The sequence below is a fragment of the Variovorax sp. GW460-12-1-14-LB1 genome, from assembly GCF_059423605.1.
In genome coordinates, this window is the sequence record NZ_JBWKYF010000003.1 from 1 (window position 1) to 17671 (window position 17671).

Genomic DNA, 17671 nt, shown 5'->3' on the forward strand with positions numbered 1-17671 from the left:
GGCAGCTCGACGCCCGCGCCGAGGCGGTAGCCGACGCCGGCCTCGCCCTCGATCGGCACGCCCTGGTGCTGCAGGTCCGCCCCGTCGTATTCCTCTTCCTGCGACAGCCGCAGCCCCATGGTCGCCTTGAGCACGCCGTACACCACCGCACCGCCGATCAGCGCCCAGACCACGCCGAGCAAGGTGCCGATGAGCTGCGCCCACAGGTTCACGCCGCCGATGCCGCCCAGCGCCTGGGTGCCGAAGATACCGGCCGCGATGCCGCCCCAGGTGCCGCAAAGGCCGTGCAGCGGCCACACGCCGAGCACGTCGTCGATCTTCCATTTGTTCTGGGTGCGCGTGAACATGAAGACGAAGATGGCGCCGGCCACGCCGCCCGCCACGAGCGCGCCCAGCGGGTGCATGAGGTCGGAGCCGGCGCACACGGCCACGAGGCCGGCGAGCGGGCCGTTGTAGACGAAGCCGGGGTCGTTCTTGCCCATGGCCAGCGCCACCAGCGTGCCGCCGACCATGGCCATCAGCGAGTTGACGGCGACGAGGCCCGAGATCTTGTCGATGCTCTGCGCGCTCATCACGTTGAAGCCGAACCAGCCCACGCACAGCACCCACGCGCCCAGCGCCAGGAACGGGATGTTCGACGGCGGGTGTGCGCTGAGCGAGCCGTCGCCGCGGTAGCGGTTGCGGCGCGCGCCCAGCAGCAGCACGGCCGGCAACGCGAGCCAGCCGCCCACGGCGTGCACGACGACCGAACCGGCGAAGTCATGGAACTCGTGGCCGGTGACCGAGGCGATCCAGCCCTGGATGCCGAAGGCCTTGTTCCAGGCGATGCCCTCGTACAGCGGGTAGACGAAACCGACGATCACCGCGGTGGCGATCAATTGCGGCCAGAACTTGGCGCGCTCGGCGATGCCGCCCGAGATGATGGCCGGGATGGCCGCCGCGAAGGTCAGCAGGAAGAAGAACTTCACCAGCTCGTAGCCGCTTCTTGCCGACAGTTCGGTGGCGCTGACGAAGAAATGGGTGCCGTAGGCCACGCCGTAGCCCACCAGGAAGTACACGATGGTCGACACCGAGAAGTCGACCAGGATCTTGACCAGCGCATTGACCTGGTTCTTCTTGCGCACGGTGCCCAGTTCCAGGAAGGCAAAGCCGGCATGCATGGCCAGGACCATGATGGCGCCGAGAAGGATGAACAGCGCGTCAGCGCCCTGTTTGAGTGCGTCCATGAGAGCTTCTTGCAGGTTTTTGGTTTGATTTGGTGCGTCGCACCCGAACGGCTCGGGGCGCCGGCGCAGGAAAGCAAAAATGGTGCCCGAAGGCTCTTTGATGGTGCGAAACGACCCAAGAGTGGGCTGATTTCGCGGGGCACGCACCGGATCGGAACGCGCCGCCGAAGCGTTGCTCGGCCCGCTCAGCCCGCGCCGCCGCGCAGCGCGTCGCGGTACCGCCGGCTGCAGGGCACGCTCGTGCCGTCGTGCATGTGCAGCCGGGCGTCGCCGCCGTCCAGCGGCTCGATCTCCTTGATGCGGCCCAGGTTCACCGCGTGGCTGCGGTGCACGCGCACGAAGGTGGCGGGGTCGAGCTGGGTCAGGAAGTCGGTGAGCGTGGCGCGCAGCAGGTAGTCGTGGCCGTTGACGTGCAGGCCGACGTAGTTGCCCTCGGCCTGCAGCCAGTCGATGTCGGTGGCGGCGATGAGGAATTCGCGGCGCAACTTGCGCACGAGGAAGCGTTCGGGGCGGGCCGGCGGCGGCGCTGCCGGCGTTGGCAGTTCCTGTACCGAGGGCTCGACTCCCTCCCTCTCCTCCAAAGCCTCGGGCACCGGCGCCACGCCCTCTTCCGGCGGATCGAGCACGCGCGCCTCGCCCTGCAGCCGCAGCATGAAGAGCCGGTAGGCCCACACGCCGAAGACCATCGTGGCGTAGACGCGCACGTCCTTCAGGTACTCGTAGCCCCATCGCCCCATGGCGCCGCCGAAGTCGTAGGGCTCGCCGGCCGCCGCGTACACCGCGGCGCGCAGCCCGAACATCGCCGCGACGTGCGCCAGGCTCAGGAGCACGCTGGCCACCAGGTGCCCCGCAAGAAAGCGCACCCAGTGGTCGCGCGCCAGCGGCGACAGCCGGCGCTCCACGGCCACCAGCACCGGCACCAGGGCCAGCAGCGCGATGTGGCTCGACACCTCCCAGGTAATGACCTCCCAGTTCGCGCGCGGCACGGCGCGGCTGCGGGCGTCGATGAGCGCGACCACGGTGCTGATCGCGGCGTGCACCGTCATCAGCACGATCCAGAAGCCGACCTCGACGTACCGCCGGATCGGTTCGTAGCGCTCGTACAGGTTCTTGTGCGGCTCGCTCATGCGGGGATTCTCGCGAACCGGGGGCCGAATTTCGTCCCTGGGGGCCACCGTTCGTCACAAATCCGGGCCGATCCGTCCCGGCGATGGCCCCGGGGGCGGGCGCGGGGGCCACGATGGCCGCCGTTTCCTCGTTCCAGGAGCCCGCCATGCCCTCCGATCCCGTTTCAGCCCTCGCACCGCAGCGCCGCCACGACATCGACGCCCTGCGCGCCCTCGCCTTCCTGCTCGTCATCCTCTACCACGTGGGCATGTACTACGTGGCCGACTGGCCTTGGCACCTCAAGAGCCCGCACGCGGCCGAGTGGCTGCCGTGGCCGATGCGGGTGCTGAACCTGTGGCGCATGGACCTGGTCTTCCTGATCTCGGGCGTGTCGCTCGGCTTCCTGAGCCGGGGCCAAGGCACCTGGGGCCTGTTGCGCAGCCGGGGTCTGCGGCTGATGCTGCCGCTGGCCTTCGGCATGGCGGTGGTCGTGCCCTACCAGGCCTATGCCGAGGGTGTGGCGCGCGGGCTGGTGGCGCCGGGCTTCGGCACCTTCCTGCTGCGCTACCTGTCGATGGGCGCGCCGTGGCCCAAGGGCGCGTTCGCGGGGGCGGAGTTCGGCATCACCTGGAACCACCTCTGGTACCTGCCCTACCTGTTCCTCTACACGGCGCTGGTCGCGCTGACGCTGCCGCTGTGGCGCTCGGCGGCCGGCCAGTGGGTGCGTCACCGCTTCAACGGGCTGCGCGGCTGGCAGCTGCTGGTGCTGCCGGCACTGCCGCTGCTGGCGTGGACGGTGCTGCTGGCGCGGCACTTTCCGGCCACGCACAACCTGGTGTGGGACTTCCACCTGCACAGCATCTACTTCACCGTCTTCCTCTACGGCTACTGGATGGGCGTGGACACGGGTATCTGGCGCGAGCTCGAACGGCTGCGCCGCGTGTCGCTGCTGCTGGCGGTGATGGCGATCGGCGCGCTCATCGTGCTGCGCGTCGGGGCCCTTGTTGCACCCCAGGGCCTGCTGATGGACGTGCTGCGCACGGCCTACCTGTGGCTCGCGGTCGCCACGATCCTGGGCCATGGCCACCGCCACCTGAACCGCCCCTGGCCGTGGCTGCGCTGGGCCAACGAGTCGGTCTACCCCTGGTACATGCTGCACCAGACACTGATCGTCGCCGGGGTGGCGCTGCTGGTGCCGCTGGCGCTGGGCCCGGTGTGGGAGCCCGTGGCGCTGGTCGCCGTGACCATTGCCGGCTGCTGGCTGCTGACCGACAGGCTGATCCGCCGCATCGGCTGGCTGCGCCCGCTGTTCGGGCTGAAGCGCAAGCCCGAGGCCGAGCCTGCGGTGGTGCTTACGCCGCCTGCTTCGGCTTCGGCTTCGGCGTCGTCGACGCCTCGTCCACCGGCACCAGGATGGCGTTCGCCGTCGCCACGAGCTTGAGCTTGTCTTCGCCTTGACCTTCAGGCTGCGCGAACAGCTCGGCCCCGACGAAGACCTGCTTGCGCCCCGCCTTCACCACGCGCCCGCGCGCCACGAAGGCCTCGCCAATGGCGGGCGAGATGCAGTTGATGGAGAAATGCGAGGCCAGCACGCGGCCCGCCACGGTGGCGGCCGCGAAGCCGCTCACGGTGTCGAGCAGCGCGGCAATCATCCCCGCGTGCAGGAAGCCGGTGTACTGGCCCATGTCTTCCTCGCGCCATTTCATGCGCAGTTCGGCCTGCCCGTCGGCGGCCTGTGTGACGTCGAAGCCAGCCCAGCGGTTGAAGGCGGCCGAACGGTTGATGGCCTGGATCGTGTCGAGCATGGGGGTGTCCTTTCAGGGTGAATCAATGGAGGGAAGGCGAGACCCACTCTAGGAAGCGGAGCCGCCGCGCACCGTCTCTTGGGTGACCGGTTCGCCGCCGGCAGATGCCTGCGCGACAGCAACGCGCCCGCGTCACATCGGCGTCATGAAAAAAACTTCGCGACGCCTTAACCCCGTTCGCCCGCCCCGTCCGTAGAAGCGGAGATTCGTCACCGACTTTCTTCCGGAAGGCTTTCCATGCACACACCGTTCTCCGCCCGTCCCCTCCTGCGCGCCACCGCCCTCGCCGCCCTCTGGCTGGCCGCGGGCGCGGGCGCCCATGCACAGCTGCAGGCCGATGCCTCGCGCATCACCCAGGTCAAGGTCTACCCCGGCAGCGCCACGGTGGAGCGCGTGGCGCGCGTCGCGGCGGGCAGCCGCTCGGTCACTTTTGCCTGCCTGCCGGCCGGGCTCGACGTGCAGAGCCTGCAAGTGTCGGCCGGCGCGGCGGTGCGCGTGGGCGAGACCTCGGTGCTCAGCGAGGCGCGCGAGCTCTCCGCCAACTGCGCCACCAGCGCGCTCGACGGCCGCATCCGCGAACTCGAAGACCGCAAGGCCGCACTGCAGGCCGAGACCGACGCGCTGGGCATGGTCACGGGTTATCTCAAGGGGCTTTCGGGCGGCGAGTCGGGCCCCGGCGCACGCGCGCCGATGGACGCGCGCAACCTCGCGGCCATGACCGAGGCGATGCGCCGCTCGGGCCAGGACGCGCTGCTCAAGCAGCACCAGATCCAGCGCCAGCAGACCGACCTCGACCGCCAGCTCAAGCCGCTGCTGGCTGAGCGCGGCCGCACGCAGGGCCAGGGCGCGCAGGTGACGGCCGTCACCGTCACGCTGGCCGCCAGTGCCGACGCCGACGTGAAGCTCAGCTACCAGGTCAACGGCCCCGGCTGGACGCCCAGCTACCGCGCGCTGCTCGACACCACGACGCGCAAGGTGCGCATCGAGCGCCAGGCGCTGGTGGCGCAGGCCACGGGCGAGGACTGGCGCGGCGTGAAGCTGGTGCTGTCCACCGGCCAGCCGCGCCGCGAGACCACGGGGCGCACGCCGGGCGCGTGGCGCATCGGCATCGAGCCGCCGCCGCGCGCGAATGCCGAGGCGGCGTACATGGCCGCGCCGATGGCCGCCGCCCCCTCGCCCATTGCCGCCGACCGCAAGATGGCCATGGAGCGCGCACGCGAGCCGCTGTTCGACGTGAGCGTGTTCGACAACAGCTTCGCCACTGAGTTCGCCGTGCCGCAGAGCATCGACGTGCCCTCCAACGGCCAGCGCGTGACCCTGGCGCTGGGCCAGCATGAAGACACGGCGCAGCTCGCCGCGCGCACCAGCCCGCGCGTGGACCCGAGTGCCTTCCTGGTCGCCGAGATGGCGCAGCCCTCGGGCGTGTGGCCGGCCGGTCCGATGCAGCTGTACCGCGACGGCAACTTCGTCGGCCAGGGCCGCTGGAACGCGCCGAGCGATGCGAAGCTCACGCTCTCGTTCGGTCGTGACGAACTGGTGCGCGTGCAGGTCGAGCCCGAGCGCGACAACCAGGGCTCGGGCGGCTTCGTCGGCTCGCGCGCCGAGCGCCAGGTACAGCGCGCCTACGTGGTCGAAAACCGCCACCGCACGCCGATCGCGGTGCAGGTGCTGGAGGCCGCGCCGGTGTCGGTCGACGAGCAGGTGCGCGTGACCACGCGCTTTGCGCCGCAGCCCGCTGATCAGGCGTGGAACAAGCAGCCGGGGTTGGCGATGTGGCGCTTCGACCTGGACGCGGGGCAGACGGCGCGCGTGTCGGCGGACTACACGATCGGGTATCCGAAGGATGCGCGACTGCAGATGCGCTGAAGCGGGGGTTGTTCAGGGCGTGTGCACAGGCCACCGGGTACTTCCCTCCGCGAATGTCCCCCGGCCTGCGGCCTCCTCCTTGATTTCGCTGCGGGAAGCACCCAGTGCCCTGCGCACAGGGCACGCTGCTGGTTCGCCCCAGCGCACAGGGCTCAGAAGTCGAACTTCGCCGACACCTCGAAGGTCCGCCGCGGCGCCAGCAGCACCTGGCTCGCGGCGCGGCCGGTCCAGGTCGCGTAGAGCCGGTCCGTCAGGTTGCGCACGCGGAAACTCAGCAGCGCATTCTTCAGGCGGTAACTCACGGCCGCATCGACCGTCGTGAAGCCGTTGATGCGGATCTGGTTGGCGTTGTCGGTGTACATCGGCCCCGTGTGGTTCAGCGATGCGAAGTACTCGAACTTCGAGCCGTCGGGCCGGTAGGTGGCGAAGACATTGGCCATGCGCTCGGGCACGTTCGGCGGGGTCTTGCCCACGCGCGAGACGTTGCCGGCTTCGACCAGCGTGTCGAAGCGCGCATCGAGCGCCGCCAGGTTGCCCGCCAGCGTCCATTCGCGCGTGGGCTTCCACACGGCCGACAGCTCGAGGCCGCGCGACGACTGGCGGCCGTTGTTCACGGTGGTGGCGGCGTTGTTCGGGTCGCGCGAGAGCACGTTGTCGAGTTCGATCTTGTACAGCGCCGCGGTCCACTCCAGGTTCGCTGCAGGCAGGCTCTGCTTGAAGCCCACCTCGGCCTGCTTGCCGCGTGACATCGGGAACGCCGCATTCGAGGCCGACAGCAGGAACAGCGATCCCACCGGCAGCGTGGCGTTGGTGTACTGCGCGTACAGGCTCGACTGCGGCGACAGGTCGTACACCGCGCCGAGGCGCCCCGAGGTGGCGCGGTAGCTCGCGCCGAAGCGCGTGACGCTGCCCGCGTTCAGGTCCCAGATGCGGCGGTCGACCTCGGTGCGGTCGTGGCGCAGGCCGCCGACCAGCGTGAGGTCGCGCATCGGCTTGAGCGCGTCTTCCACGAAGACCGACGCGACCTTCACGCGCGAGAAGGTGTCGGCGCGGTTGCCCGCGCCGGTGGTCAGCGCGGGGTTGTCGTCGAAGTAGCCGGTGTACGGGTCGAACACCGGCACGCGCAGCTGCGCGGCGGTGGCGGGGTTGCTGTTCGAAAAACGGCGCTGGCTGCCGAAGCGGGTTTCGCTGTACTCGCCGCCGACGACGAAGCGGTTGTCCAGGCCGGCGATCTTTCCCTTGTGCGTGGCGTCGAAGCGGTCGAGCCAGAAGTCCTGGTCGTGCGTGATGAGCGTCTGGTCGCGCGCGATGCTGGCGGGCGGCACGAAGGTCGCGCTTTCGGAGTTGCGGAACATGCGCTTCGATTGGTTGGCCGAGAACTCGTTGCGCCACGACCAGCCGCCGTCCAGTTGCCCCGTGAGGCGCGCGCGCAGCCAGTAGGTTTCCGACGAATTCTCGTCATCGCGCACGTTGTAGTTGGTGCGCGCCATGCGCCGGTCGATCACGCGGCCATCGGGCGTGCTGACGACGTTCGTCGGCTGCGTGGCGAAGCTGCGCGGCACCAGCGGCGTGCCCCAGTAGGCGTCGTTGTCGTCGCGCAGGTAGTCGAACGAGAGGTCCAGCTTCACCGAGCCGCCCAGGTCCACCAAGAGGCCGCTCGTGAAGTGGTCGATGCGCTCGCCGTTGCGGTCGATGGTGCCCACCTTGGTGTCGTTGCGGCTGTAGTCGAGCCGGTAGGCGCTGGCCTCGCCCAGCGCGCCGCCGAAGCCGAAGGCCGCGCGCGTGGAGCCATAACTGCCGTACGAGAGCAGCGCTTCCTTGTGCGGGTTGCTGCGGTCGGGCCGCTTGGTCACGAAGTTGACGATGCCGCCGATGGCGCCCTCGCCGTCGAGCACCGAGGCCGGGCCCTTGAGCACTTCGATGCGCTCGTAGTTCCAGGTGTCCTGCACGCGGTTGGTGACGCCCGCGCCCGAGCTGCGCACGCCGTCGTAGAGGTACATGAGGCTGGTGAAGCCGCGCAGCGACAGCGTGGTCGGCGACGACGGGGGGCCGCCGCCCGAGAGGCCCGCCATGCCACGCAGCGCCTCGCTGAAGGTGCGCGCGCCCCGCTGCTGGATCGCGTCCTGCGACAGGATCTCGACCGAGGCCGGCGTCTCGCGCACCGACAGGCCCAGGCGCGAGGCCGTGCCGCTCGAATCATCGAGGTGCAGGCTGTTCGCGTCGCGGCTGCCTTCGATGGTGACGGTGCCGAGTTCGGCGTTGTTGCTGCTGTCTTGTGCAGAGGCGACTTGCAAGGCGGTGAAGGCGGCCAGCGCGACGGTGGTGCGGGTGAACGGGGTCATGGTGCGTAGAAGAAATGAAGAAAGCGTCAGGCCACCGAGAAGCGCCGCAGCCGCCAGGCCGCGAGGCCGAACAGCAGCAGGCTCGGCACCAGCAGTTGCAGCACGGCCAGCGCAGCCTGCCCGCGCACGAGCTCGGCGGGCTCCTCGTGCCAGGCGAAGGTGGGCATGCGGTCGAAGTCGGCCGGGGCGAGCGCATCGCGCGCGTCGATGCGCGGGAAGAAGAAGGCCTTCCAGGCTTCGTGGTGCGCCACGGTCTGGGCGTCGAAGCGCGCATGGCGGCGGGCGCCATTGCCGGCCAGCGCGGTCATGCCTTCGTAGGCCACGGCCGCCGGCGACACGGCGCCGAAGCGGCCCACCAGCGCCTGCTGTGTCGCCTGCTGCGCGTCGAAGCGCGCGAGCGCGGGGCGGATCGCTTCGTCGACCTCGCGCTGGATGCGGTAGTTGGCCAGCGAGCGGCCGGCGATCTCGATCTTGCCGTCGCGCGGCACGAGGATGGCGCCCTGCCCCACGTGCTGGTACTCGGTGCCCAGCAGGTCCTGGTAGCGCTTCATCGCCTCGGCCGTGACCACGCGCTGGCGCGTGGCCAGCTCGGTGCGCGACGGCGCGGGCGCGGCATGCGTGACGGCCAGGTTCAGCAGCACCGGCGCCACGAGCACCAGCACCACCCAGGCGATGACGAGCACCATCGCGTTGGTCGCCGACGAGGCGCCGAAGGCATTCACCGCCACCACCAGCGCGAACCAGAACAGCGCGTAGGCACCCACCAGCAACGCCCACCACAGCGTGGCGCTGCCCGCGCCGCCCGCCGTGAGCCCCGCATGGCGCGCGATCCACAGCACCGCCACCGGCAGCAGCACGGCCGGCCCCAGCAGCACGGCCGCGCGCACCGTGAGCTTGCCCGCGAGCAGCGTGCGCAGCCGCAGTGGTTGCGACAGCAGCAGGCGCAAGGTTCCGTTCTCGCGCTCCGCCGACAGCAGGTTGTAGCTGAGTGCGAAGATGAGCAGCGGCAGCAGGTAGACGATGACGAAGGCCAGGTCGAAATGCCCGCTCAGCAGGTGCCACGGGTTCTCGATGTCGCTGGGGTTCATGAACACCACGCGGCTCTGGTTCGTGACCTGGTACTGGCTCGGGAACAGGTCGCTCTGCCCCAGCGCCACCGGGCCCAGCGGCGCGGTCGGCAGCAGCACGTGCTGACCGCCGTAGCCGCTCGCCATGCGCGAGGGGTCAGCCGGGTTCTCGAAGGGCGTGGGCTGCGCGGTGCCGGCCAGGATGGCTTCGAGCAAGGTGCGCTGCGCGGTGCGGGTGTCGCGGTCGGCCTGCGCCACCGCGGCCTGCGCGCGGTCGCGCTGGGCGGTCTGCAGCAGGCCGTTGCCCAGTGCATAGGCCACGAGCAAGAGGAACAGCGCGCCGACGACCCACAGGCCGCGCTCGGCGAGCATCAGGCGCACCTCCTGGCGCATCACGGCCAGCAGACGCCGGCCTTGGGGAGGATGGAGGGACGACATGGGTGGTATCCCCTCTCAGAGCGCGCGCTGACGCAAGGTGGCAAAGGCCGCGAAGGCCGCCGCGAGCAGCAGGCCGACGCACAGCACGAGGAAGCTGCGCGCCTGGTGTCGCAGCGCCCACCCTGCGCCCGGCGGGTGGTAGTCGAAGGGCGGCACGGTGGCCCAGAGCTCGGGCGTGGCCTGGTAGGAGAAGTGGCGGTCGCCGAGCGGATCGGCATGCGCCACGAGGTCCTTGCTCATCAGGTCCTGGATGTTGCGGCGGTGCAGTTCGGCCGCCGTGGTGAAGCGCCGGTGGTGCGAGAAGTCGGTGCCCGCCATGCCCATCGAGAAGCTGCGCACCGCGAGCAGCGGCAGCAGCAGGCCGCTCCACTCCTGCACTTTCTGCTGCTGTTCCCAGGTGTCCCACAGGCGGCCGTAGTGGCGGTCGTACACGGGGTACGAGGCCTGGTCGTCCAGGCGCAGCGCGATGCCCCACTTGCTCAGCGGCACGTCGCGCCCCCAGCGCTCGGTGGTGCCGAAGTTCTGCTGCCAGACCTGGTTCGACACGGCCTTGAGTTCCACGCCCAGCGCCTGGTTGAACTCGAGCCGCGTCGGGCTCGGGAACCAGGTGCGCGAGAGCTCGGAGAGCACGCGCGGCGCCATCACGGCCTGCCCGATCCACAGCGCGAGCAGCACGGTGATCGCCATGCGCGAGGTCGACGACAGCGCCGACACGCCCAGCACCAGGCACACGAAGATGCCGAGGTAGACCGCGTAGCCCAGCGACCACGCGCCCAGCCGCAGCAGCGCATCGATGCGCCCGCCCGGCTCCGCGCCCACCGCCACTGCAATGGCGGCGACAAGGGCTGCAGGCACCAGCAGCACCGCGAGCAGCGCCGACAGCGCGAGCGCCTTGCCGGCCAGCAGCCGCAGCGGCGCCACGCCCAGGCTCAGCGTCTGGCGCAGGATGCCCTGCTCGCGCTCGCCCGCGAAGGCGTTGAAGCCCAGCACGATCACCAGCAGCGGGCCGAGCACCTGCAGGATCCAGCCCACCGACAGGTTGCCGAAGCGCTGCAGGCCGGTCGCGTCCTGCGCGGCGTTGAACTTGACCTCGCTCTGGCGGTGTGCCTGCAGCCACACGGTGCTGCCGATGTAGGGGTTGATGCCCGCGTCGACCATCGACAGCGGCGGCTCGGGCTTGAAGGCATGCATGCCCTGGTGCGCGGCGTCATGCGGATGGCGCTTGTCCTGGTGCAGCCAGTCGCGGTAGTCCATGGCCTGCGCGGCCACCTGCTCGGCATGCGCGCCGCGCTGGTGCGCCCAGCCGACGGCCAGCGCGGTGAAGAGCAGCACGGCCACGAGACCGCCCGCCCAGTACAGGCGGCCGTCGCGCAGGCGTTCGGTGAATTCGCGTCGGGCGATCCAGCGCATCGTCATCGGGTCAGGCCCTCATGTGTTGCAGGTAGAGGGACTGCAGGTCGGTCTGGCCGATCTGCGCGCCGTCGAGGCTTTCGACCAGCCGGCCGCGCTTCATGATCCCGACGCGCGTGGCGGTCTGCTGCGCGTGGAACAAGTCGTGCGTGGTGGTGAGCACGGCCACGCCGCGGTCGGCCGCACGACGCAGCAGGTCGGAGAACTCGGCCGCGGCGTGCGGGTCGAGCCCCGAGGTGGGCTCGTCGAGCAGCAGCGCCTTGGCCTCTTTGGCCAGCGCCACCGCGATCCACACCTTCTGGCGCATGCCCTTCGAATACATGCTGACGCGCTTGTCGGCGGCGGCGTGGTCGAGCCCCACCTCGGTCATCAGCGCGAGCAGGCGCTCGCGCGGCAGTTCGTGGCCCAGCGCCAGGCCGGCGAAGAAGCGCAGGTTTTCCAGGCCCGAGAGCGTGCCGTACAGCGTGACCTGCTCGGGGATGTACGCCACGTCCTGCTTGGTCGCGACCGGGTGGAGCGTGACGTCGGTGCCGTTGATCTGCACCGTGCCGTCGGTCGGCGCGATGAAGTTCAGGAACAGGTTGATGGTGGTCGTCTTCCCCGCGCCGTTGGCGCCCAGCAGGCAGTAGATGTCGCCGCCGCGGATGTCGAGGTCGAGACGGTCGAGCGCGGTGTGCGCGCCGTAGCGTTTGGTGAGGCCGGAGGCTCGGAGCATGGCGGAGGGGTTCCGATGGAAGGAAGAAAGGAAAGACGCGCGCAGGCACGCCCCCGGCGTGGGCACGCCGATGCGGTCATCGAGGGGGAATGAAGGCGACGGCGGCAGAGCCGCCGAATGCTCAGCGCTTGTTCTTGTTTTTCGCGCCGCCTTGCCGCGCCTTGAAGCGCGGGTTGGACTTGCAGATGACGTAGGTGCGGCCGCGCCGCGTCACCACCTGGCAATCGCGGTGACGCTTCTTGGCTTCCTTGAGCGAGGACAGGACTTGCATGTGCGTGGCCGGGGAGTTCGTTCGGACACGCGAATATACGTTATTGCGAATTCATTCTCAATAACTTTGTTAACCTTCCCCGGCATCCGGGGCCCCGCCGTCGTCAGTGTGGCGGGTGCGCCTTCGGCGCTTTCGCGCCGGCGTCGACGCAGGCCGCGCACAGGCCATGCAGCGTGACCTCGTGGTGCGTCACCTGGAAGCCCTTGGGGGCGAGGTCGTGCATCGGCCCCGGGCAGGCGTGCAGCAGGAACACCTGCCCGCAGTGCAAGCAATGAAAGTAGTGATGGTGGTGATGCCCCGCGTCGCCGCCCTCGCCTGCGCCGTGCGAATGGTGGTCGTGCGGGTCGGCCTTACAGGCCACTTCATAGCGCGCCGGCTCTCCCGGCAGCTCGACCTTGGCGATCTCGCCGTCGGCCAGCAGCAGCGCGACCTGGCGGTACACCGTCGACAGGCTGATCTCGGGCACGATGGCCCGTGCGTGCTCGAGGATTTCGGGGGCGGTCAGCACGCGACCGGCGTCGCTGAAGGCGGAGAAAACGGCGTTGCGCTGGCGCGTGAGACGTTGCATGTCTCGATGATAGGGGCGGCCCGCGCGGCGTTCAGCGTGCCGCGCGCAAGACCTTCACTCGTCCGCCGTGCGACTGCCGTCCGCGGGCGCGGCTTCAGGCTTCTGCTTGCCCTTCTTGCCACGCGCCGCCTTCTTCGCGGCACGCTCAGCATCGGCGCGCTGGCCGGCGGCCAGCCACTGCGCGAATTCTTCGGGCGTCTCGAGCGTGATGCGCCCCAGGTTGCCGGCGCGGAACTCGTGCATCACGATCTCGGCGGCCTTCTGCAGGTTGACCTTGCCCTTGCCCAGCAGCGCGCCGCGCTTGCGGCCGATGGTGTCGAGCACGTCCTCGTCCTTCATGCCGGCCAGGGTGGCGGTGTCGAGTTCGGTGAGCTTGAAGCGCGCGACAAGACCGTCGGTGTAGTTCGCCTTGAGGTAGTCGAGCAGCTCCAGCGCCACTTCTTCTTCGTCGAACGCATTGCGCCCCACCGCGCCGCTGGCCGCGAGGTTGTAGCCGCTCTTGGGCACGATGATGCGCGGCCACAGCATGCCGGGCGTGTCCCACAGGTAGAAGTCGTCGGCCAGCGTGATGCGCTGCTCGAGCTTGGTGATGCCGGCCTCGTCGCCGGTCTTGGCCTTGCGCCCGCCGGTGAGCGTGTTGATGAGGGTCGACTTGCCCACGTTGGGAATGCCGCAGATCAGCACGCGCATCGGCTTGGCCATGCCGCCGCGGTTGGGCGACAGCTCGTGGCAGGCGCGCACGATGCGCTGCGCGGGCATGGTCAGGCTGGCATCGAGCGCAATGGCGCGGGTGTCGGGCAGCGCGTTGTAGTGCGCCAGCCAGGCCTCGGTGCGCGCGGGGTCGGCCAGGTCCTGCTTGTTGAGCACCTTGAGCGTGGGCCGCCCGGCCGTGAGCTCGGCCAGCATCGGGTTGGCGCTGGAGCCGGGCAGGCGCGCATCGAGCAGTTCGATCACCACGTCGATGTCCTTCACCCGTTCGGTGATGGCCTTCTGGGTCGAATACATGTGACCGGGGAACCACTGGATCGCCATCGATGGATGCTCTTTCTTTCGCGCTGTCTGGAAGGGGACCGGCCTCGCAGGCCGGGTGCGCATTGTGAACCGGGAAACGGACCGATTTCTCGGTGCTGCGCTTTTGATAGCACCAACTGGCGTATTCACTGGCTTGTTGGCCGCCAGATCACCCCTAGAATCCGCGCGCTGCGCCTGCAGCCGTTTCAAAAAGTCACACCGAGGGAGATCCTTTTCATGGTCCAGCGCCTTGCCGCCGCCGCCCTGCTCGCGGCCACCACCATCCTGTCCGCCACCGCGGTGCATGCCCAGCGCCCGTCGCCGCCGCCCGGCCCGCTGACCGACGGTTTTCTGTGCTGCAACATGCGCACCTACGGCGACTCGATCAGCGACATCAACTACGACGAACAGGGCACGAGCGTCGTCCCCGTGGGCACGCCGGCGCGCATCACGGCCTACGACTTCCGCTTCTTCAACCTCGATCTCGCGGGCAAGCCCCAGCGCATCAAGAACGACTACAGCCGCAACATCACGCTGATCGACTTCGCCAAGCGCTACGTGGTCACCGAAGACCCCAAGCGCAAGATCGCCAGCTTTCCACCCGCGGTGGGCGCCGCCATCCTCGCGGGCAAGGTGATGCCGGGCATGACGCGCGAACAGGTGCTGATGGCGCTGGGCTACCCGGTGGCCAGCGAGAACCCGAGCCTGGACGCGCCGGTGTGGCGCTACTGGCGCGACAGCTGGTCGGAGTTCCAGGTGAACTTCGACGCGCAAGGCCTCGTGAAGGACGTCGCGGGCAATGCCGTGGCGCTGAGCCGCGTGCTCGCCGCCGCGCCCTGAGCACCCTTGATCATCCCCGGGTTCGTGTGCGCGGCATGACACGCGCAACACCCGGGAGGGTTTTGCATCGCGAAGGGCGATTCCGCCCCTATGATTTGTCCGAAGCACGGCGCCGCCACGTGCGTCCGCCGGATCGAAACCCCTGAATGGAGTGCCTGCGATGAAACCCGTCTCCGAACTGCTCAAGCGCCACGATTCCGCCGCCTGGCGTACCTCGCCCGACACCAGCGTGTTCGACGCGCTGGCCACGCTGGCGCATTTCGAAGTGGGCGCGCTCATGGTGATGGACGGCGAAAAGCTCGTGGGCTTTTTGTCCGAGCGCGACTACACCCGCAAGGTGGCGCTGCAGGGCAAGAACTCCAAGGAGATGAAGGTCGCCGAGATCATGACGCCCGACGTGATGACCGTCACCCCGCAGACCCGCACCCGCGCCTGCATGGCGCTCATGAGCCAGCGCAAGTTCCGCCACCTGCCCGTGGTCGACGGCGACAAGGTGGTCGGCATGATCTCGATTCAAGACCTGATGGACGACATCATTTCCGAGCACGAGCAGACCATCACCCAGCTGACCAGTTACATCCAGAGCTGAGCACGCTGCCATGCCCCCGGGAAAAAGGGGCAACACACCTACGCGCAGGGGCACTCTTTCGGGTGCACAGTGAAGGCTCGTTCACCATCCAGCAGGGACATACGCAATGCAGATCCAGGTCAACACGAGCAATGGCATCACCAACAAGGACACGCTGGAGCGCTGGGCAGACACCGAGATCAAGCAGCACCTGAGCCGTTTCGTCGAAGACGTGACGCGCGTCGAGGTGCACCTGAGCGACGAGAACCACGACAAGGCCGGCGGCGGCGACAAGTGCTGCGTGATGGAAGCGCGCCTGGCGCACCACCAGCCGCTCGCGGTGACACAGCATGCCACCAGCCTCGACGAGGCCTTCCGCGGCGCGGCCGACAAGCTCAAGCGCCTGCTCGACAACACGCTGGGCCGCCTCAACAACCACCGCGCCCGCGACTCGATCCGCCGCGACGGCGAGGGCTTCGTCGCCGAGTAGTCGAGTCGAAGCTCAGCGCGCCGGCGTGCGCTTCGGCGCGGGCAGGCGCTGCGGCGTTTCCACCGGAATGAGCGGCGGGCGCCGCCCGTCGGCCATCCAGGCGTCGTAGAAATCGATCTTGCGATCGACCAGCGACAGCGCCTGCTGCCAGTCGGCAATGGTCTGGTGCACGCGCGCGCGGTGCGCCTCGAGCAGGTCGCGCCGCTGGCGCAGCGTGGCCTTGCCCTGCAACGCGAGCGCCGTGTAGTCGCGCATCTCGGCAATCGACATGCCGGTGCGGCGCAGCCGGTCCATCAGGTCGAGCCAGCCCACATGCAGTTCGCCGTACACGCGCCGCCCGCCCGCGTCGCGCGCCACGCCGGGCACGAGGCCCTGCGATTCGTACCAGCGGATGGCGTGCACCGTGCGGCCCGTGCGCGCGGCCAACTCGCCGATGTGGAACGACGGCGTGGCAGCGCTGGCGTCAGCCGGCATGGGCGGTCGGCGCGTCGAGCGCCCGCTCGACCAGCGCGGTGTCGAAGTACTCGGTCAATGTTTTCACCTGGCCTCCTTCGAGTCGGTAGACGTAGCAATAGCGGTTGTTGTAGCGCTTGCCGGCCTTGGTGGGAACGTCGCCGCTGAACAGCACCACCACGCGGTCGCCTTCCGCAATGATGCATTCGGTCTTGCTCACATAGGGCCCGGCGAACTGCCCGAACAGCGGCTTGATCAGCTCTTCGCGGATCGCCTGCTTGCCCTGGTAGGTGCGCGACCAGGGCGTGCTGCCTTCCAGCGTCCAGCTGGCGTCGTCGGCCAGGCTGTCGATGAAGGCCTGGCCGTTGCCCTTGTCCAGCTCCGCGTGGATGCGCTGGACCAGGGCCTTGTTGTCGATCGTGTGCATGGCGTGATTTCCTTGGATGAATGAAGACACCGGACATCCGGTGAATTCATTGGAAATGCTCGAGTGCGCTCGAAGTCAAGCGCCATGCACCGAGTGACGAAAGTTCAGCCCCGGCCGGCGTTCGCCTGGCCCTTGGCGACTTCGTTCGCGCCCTGGGCGGTGCCGCTTTGCGGCACGGCCTCGCCCTCGCGCGCGGTCACTTCCGACAGGCGCGCGGCCAGCTGCTCGGGCGTGTCGGCGGCAATGCCCAGCCAGGCGCCCTGCGTCAGCGTGATGTGCGCGGCCTCGAAGGTGCCGGCGCCGGCACAGAGGATGGTGCGGTTGGGCGCGTCCTGTGCGGCCAGCACCAGCATTGCGGGCACCACGGCCTCGGGGCGGAAGGCCTCGAGCATGTCCTTGGGGAACAGGTCTTCCGTCATGCGCGTGGCGGCGGTGGGCGCCAGGCAGTTCACGCGGATGTCGTTCTTGGCGCCTTCGATGCTCAGCGTTTGCATGAGGCCCACCAGCGCCAGCTTGGCGGCGCCGTAGTTGCTCTGGCCGAAGTTGCCGTACAGGCCCGACGACGAGGTGGTCATCACGATGCGGCCGTACTTCTGCTCGTTCATGAGCGCCCAGACGGCCTTGGTGCAGTTCACGGCGCCCATCAGGTGCACGTCGACCACCAGCTTGAAATCGTCCAGTTCCATCTTGGCGAAGCTCTTGTCGCGCAGGATGCCGGCGTTGTTCACCAGGATGTCGACGCGGCCCCAGGCGTCGACCGCCTGCTTGACCATGGCCTGCACGGCCTCGAAGTCGGTCACCGAGGCGCCGTTGGCAATGGCTTCGCCGCCGGCCGCCTTGATCTCGTCGACCACCGCCTGCGCGGCGCTGACCGAGCCGCCCGAGCCGTCGCGCGCGCCGCCCAGGTCGTTGACCACCACCTTGGCGCCGCGCGCCGCCAAGGCCAGCGCATGCTGGCGGCCCAGGCCGCCGCCGGCGCCGGTCACGATGGCCACGCGGCCCTGGAAGTCGATGGAGGTGCTGTTGCTCATGAGGTCTCTGCTCGCTGTCTGAACTGTGTTGGTAAA

The 17671-nt window shown here is 69.1% G+C and carries 18 protein-coding genes; 5 read left to right on the top strand and 13 right to left on the bottom strand.

Features of this window, described 5'->3' with window-relative positions; all coding sequences use genetic code 11:
• Positions 1-1226, bottom strand: a 1226-nt coding sequence (locus AC07Y4_RS02175) for an ammonium transporter (protein WP_495274110.1), incomplete at its 3' end; no start/stop codon positions are given.
• Positions 1227-1411: 185 nt separating this feature from the next.
• On the bottom strand, positions 1412-2353 hold the full coding sequence (locus AC07Y4_RS02180; protein WP_495274111.1) for a LytTR family DNA-binding domain-containing protein: 942 nt from the start codon (positions 2351-2353) through the stop codon (positions 1412-1414).
• Between the two features lie 146 nt (positions 2354-2499).
• Here AC07Y4_RS02180 and AC07Y4_RS02185 point away from each other — a divergent pair, with 146 nt between their 5' ends.
• Positions 2500-3774: an acyltransferase family protein gene (locus AC07Y4_RS02185; RefSeq protein WP_495274112.1), complete on the top strand. Its 1275-nt coding sequence runs from the start codon at positions 2500-2502 to the stop codon at positions 3772-3774.
• Here the strand turns inward: AC07Y4_RS02185 and AC07Y4_RS02190 are convergent.
• Entirely contained in the window at positions 3686-4138 is a 453-nt protein-coding gene (locus tag AC07Y4_RS02190; RefSeq protein WP_159270928.1) for a PaaI family thioesterase, read from the bottom strand. The two genes, AC07Y4_RS02185 and AC07Y4_RS02190, sit on opposite strands and share 89 nt — an antisense overlap.
• Before the next feature lie 237 nt (positions 4139-4375).
• Here AC07Y4_RS02190 and AC07Y4_RS02195 point away from each other — a divergent pair, with 237 nt between their 5' ends.
• On the top strand, positions 4376-6004 hold the full coding sequence (locus tag AC07Y4_RS02195; RefSeq protein WP_495274113.1) for a DUF4139 domain-containing protein: 1629 nt from the start codon (positions 4376-4378) through the stop codon (positions 6002-6004).
• Positions 6005-6156: 152 nt separating this feature from the next.
• On the opposite strand, the gene AC07Y4_RS02200 is transcribed toward AC07Y4_RS02195, so the two are convergent.
• The 7 genes from AC07Y4_RS02200 to ylqF form a co-directional block, all read right to left on the bottom strand.
• Positions 6157-8346 (bottom strand): TonB-dependent receptor, encoded by a 2190-nt coding sequence (locus tag AC07Y4_RS02200; RefSeq protein WP_495274114.1) that lies wholly within the window; start codon positions 8344-8346, stop codon positions 6157-6159.
• A gap of 26 nt (positions 8347-8372) precedes the next feature.
• Positions 8373-9851 (bottom strand): ABC transporter permease subunit, encoded by a 1479-nt coding sequence (locus AC07Y4_RS02205; protein ID WP_495274115.1) that lies wholly within the window; start codon positions 9849-9851, stop codon positions 8373-8375.
• A gap of 15 nt (positions 9852-9866) precedes the next feature.
• Entirely contained in the window at positions 9867-11267 is a 1401-nt protein-coding gene (locus AC07Y4_RS02210) for an ABC transporter permease subunit (RefSeq protein WP_495274116.1), read from the bottom strand.
• A 4-nt stretch (positions 11268-11271) separates the two neighbouring features.
• Complete coding sequence (locus AC07Y4_RS02215; RefSeq protein WP_495274117.1) at positions 11272-11976, bottom strand: ABC transporter ATP-binding protein; 705 nt, start codon at positions 11974-11976, stop codon at positions 11272-11274.
• A 121-nt stretch (positions 11977-12097) separates the two neighbouring features.
• Entirely contained in the window at positions 12098-12247 is a 150-nt protein-coding gene (ykgO, locus tag AC07Y4_RS02220) for a type B 50S ribosomal protein L36 (RefSeq protein ID WP_013542562.1), read from the bottom strand.
• Positions 12248-12350: 103 nt separating this feature from the next.
• A complete protein-coding gene (locus AC07Y4_RS02225; RefSeq protein ID WP_495274118.1) occupies positions 12351-12815 on the bottom strand; it encodes a Fur family transcriptional regulator in 465 nt (154 codons plus the stop codon).
• Between the two features lie 54 nt (positions 12816-12869).
• Complete coding sequence (gene ylqF / locus AC07Y4_RS02230) at positions 12870-13847, bottom strand: ribosome biogenesis GTPase YlqF (RefSeq protein ID WP_495274119.1); 978 nt, start codon at positions 13845-13847, stop codon at positions 12870-12872.
• 216 nt (positions 13848-14063) lie between these two features.
• Between ylqF and bamE the strand changes: the two genes are divergently transcribed.
• The 3 genes from bamE to AC07Y4_RS02245 all read left to right on the top strand — a co-directional run bounded on the left by bamE (position 14064) and on the right by AC07Y4_RS02245 (position 15724).
• The gene (gene bamE, locus AC07Y4_RS02235; protein ID WP_139706528.1) at positions 14064-14666 is read left to right on the top strand and encodes an outer membrane protein assembly factor BamE domain-containing protein; all 603 of its coding nucleotides are present in this window, start codon (positions 14064-14066) and stop codon (positions 14664-14666) included.
• Between the two features lie 160 nt (positions 14667-14826).
• Positions 14827-15255 carry a CBS domain-containing protein gene (locus AC07Y4_RS02240; RefSeq protein WP_070062567.1) on the top strand — a complete coding sequence of 143 codons (429 nt, stop codon included), beginning with the start codon at positions 14827-14829 and terminating at the stop codon, positions 15253-15255.
• Positions 15256-15361: 106 nt separating this feature from the next.
• A complete protein-coding gene (locus AC07Y4_RS02245; RefSeq protein WP_062476985.1) occupies positions 15362-15724 on the top strand; it encodes an HPF/RaiA family ribosome-associated protein in 363 nt (120 codons plus the stop codon).
• Positions 15725-15736: 12 nt separating this feature from the next.
• On the opposite strand, the gene AC07Y4_RS02250 is transcribed toward AC07Y4_RS02245, so the two are convergent.
• From AC07Y4_RS02250 to AC07Y4_RS02260, 3 genes are all read right to left on the bottom strand, one after another.
• The gene (locus AC07Y4_RS02250; protein WP_495274120.1) at positions 15737-16198 is read right to left on the bottom strand and encodes a MerR family transcriptional regulator; all 462 of its coding nucleotides are present in this window, start codon (positions 16196-16198) and stop codon (positions 15737-15739) included.
• A complete protein-coding gene (locus AC07Y4_RS02255) occupies positions 16188-16604 on the bottom strand; it encodes a nuclear transport factor 2 family protein (protein ID WP_095948937.1) in 417 nt (138 codons plus the stop codon). The genes AC07Y4_RS02250 and AC07Y4_RS02255 overlap by 11 nt, the downstream gene beginning before the upstream one ends.
• A gap of 104 nt (positions 16605-16708) precedes the next feature.
• A complete protein-coding gene (locus tag AC07Y4_RS02260; protein WP_369646326.1) occupies positions 16709-17635 on the bottom strand; it encodes an SDR family NAD(P)-dependent oxidoreductase in 927 nt (308 codons plus the stop codon).
• Between the last annotated feature and the right edge of the window lie 36 nt (positions 17636-17671).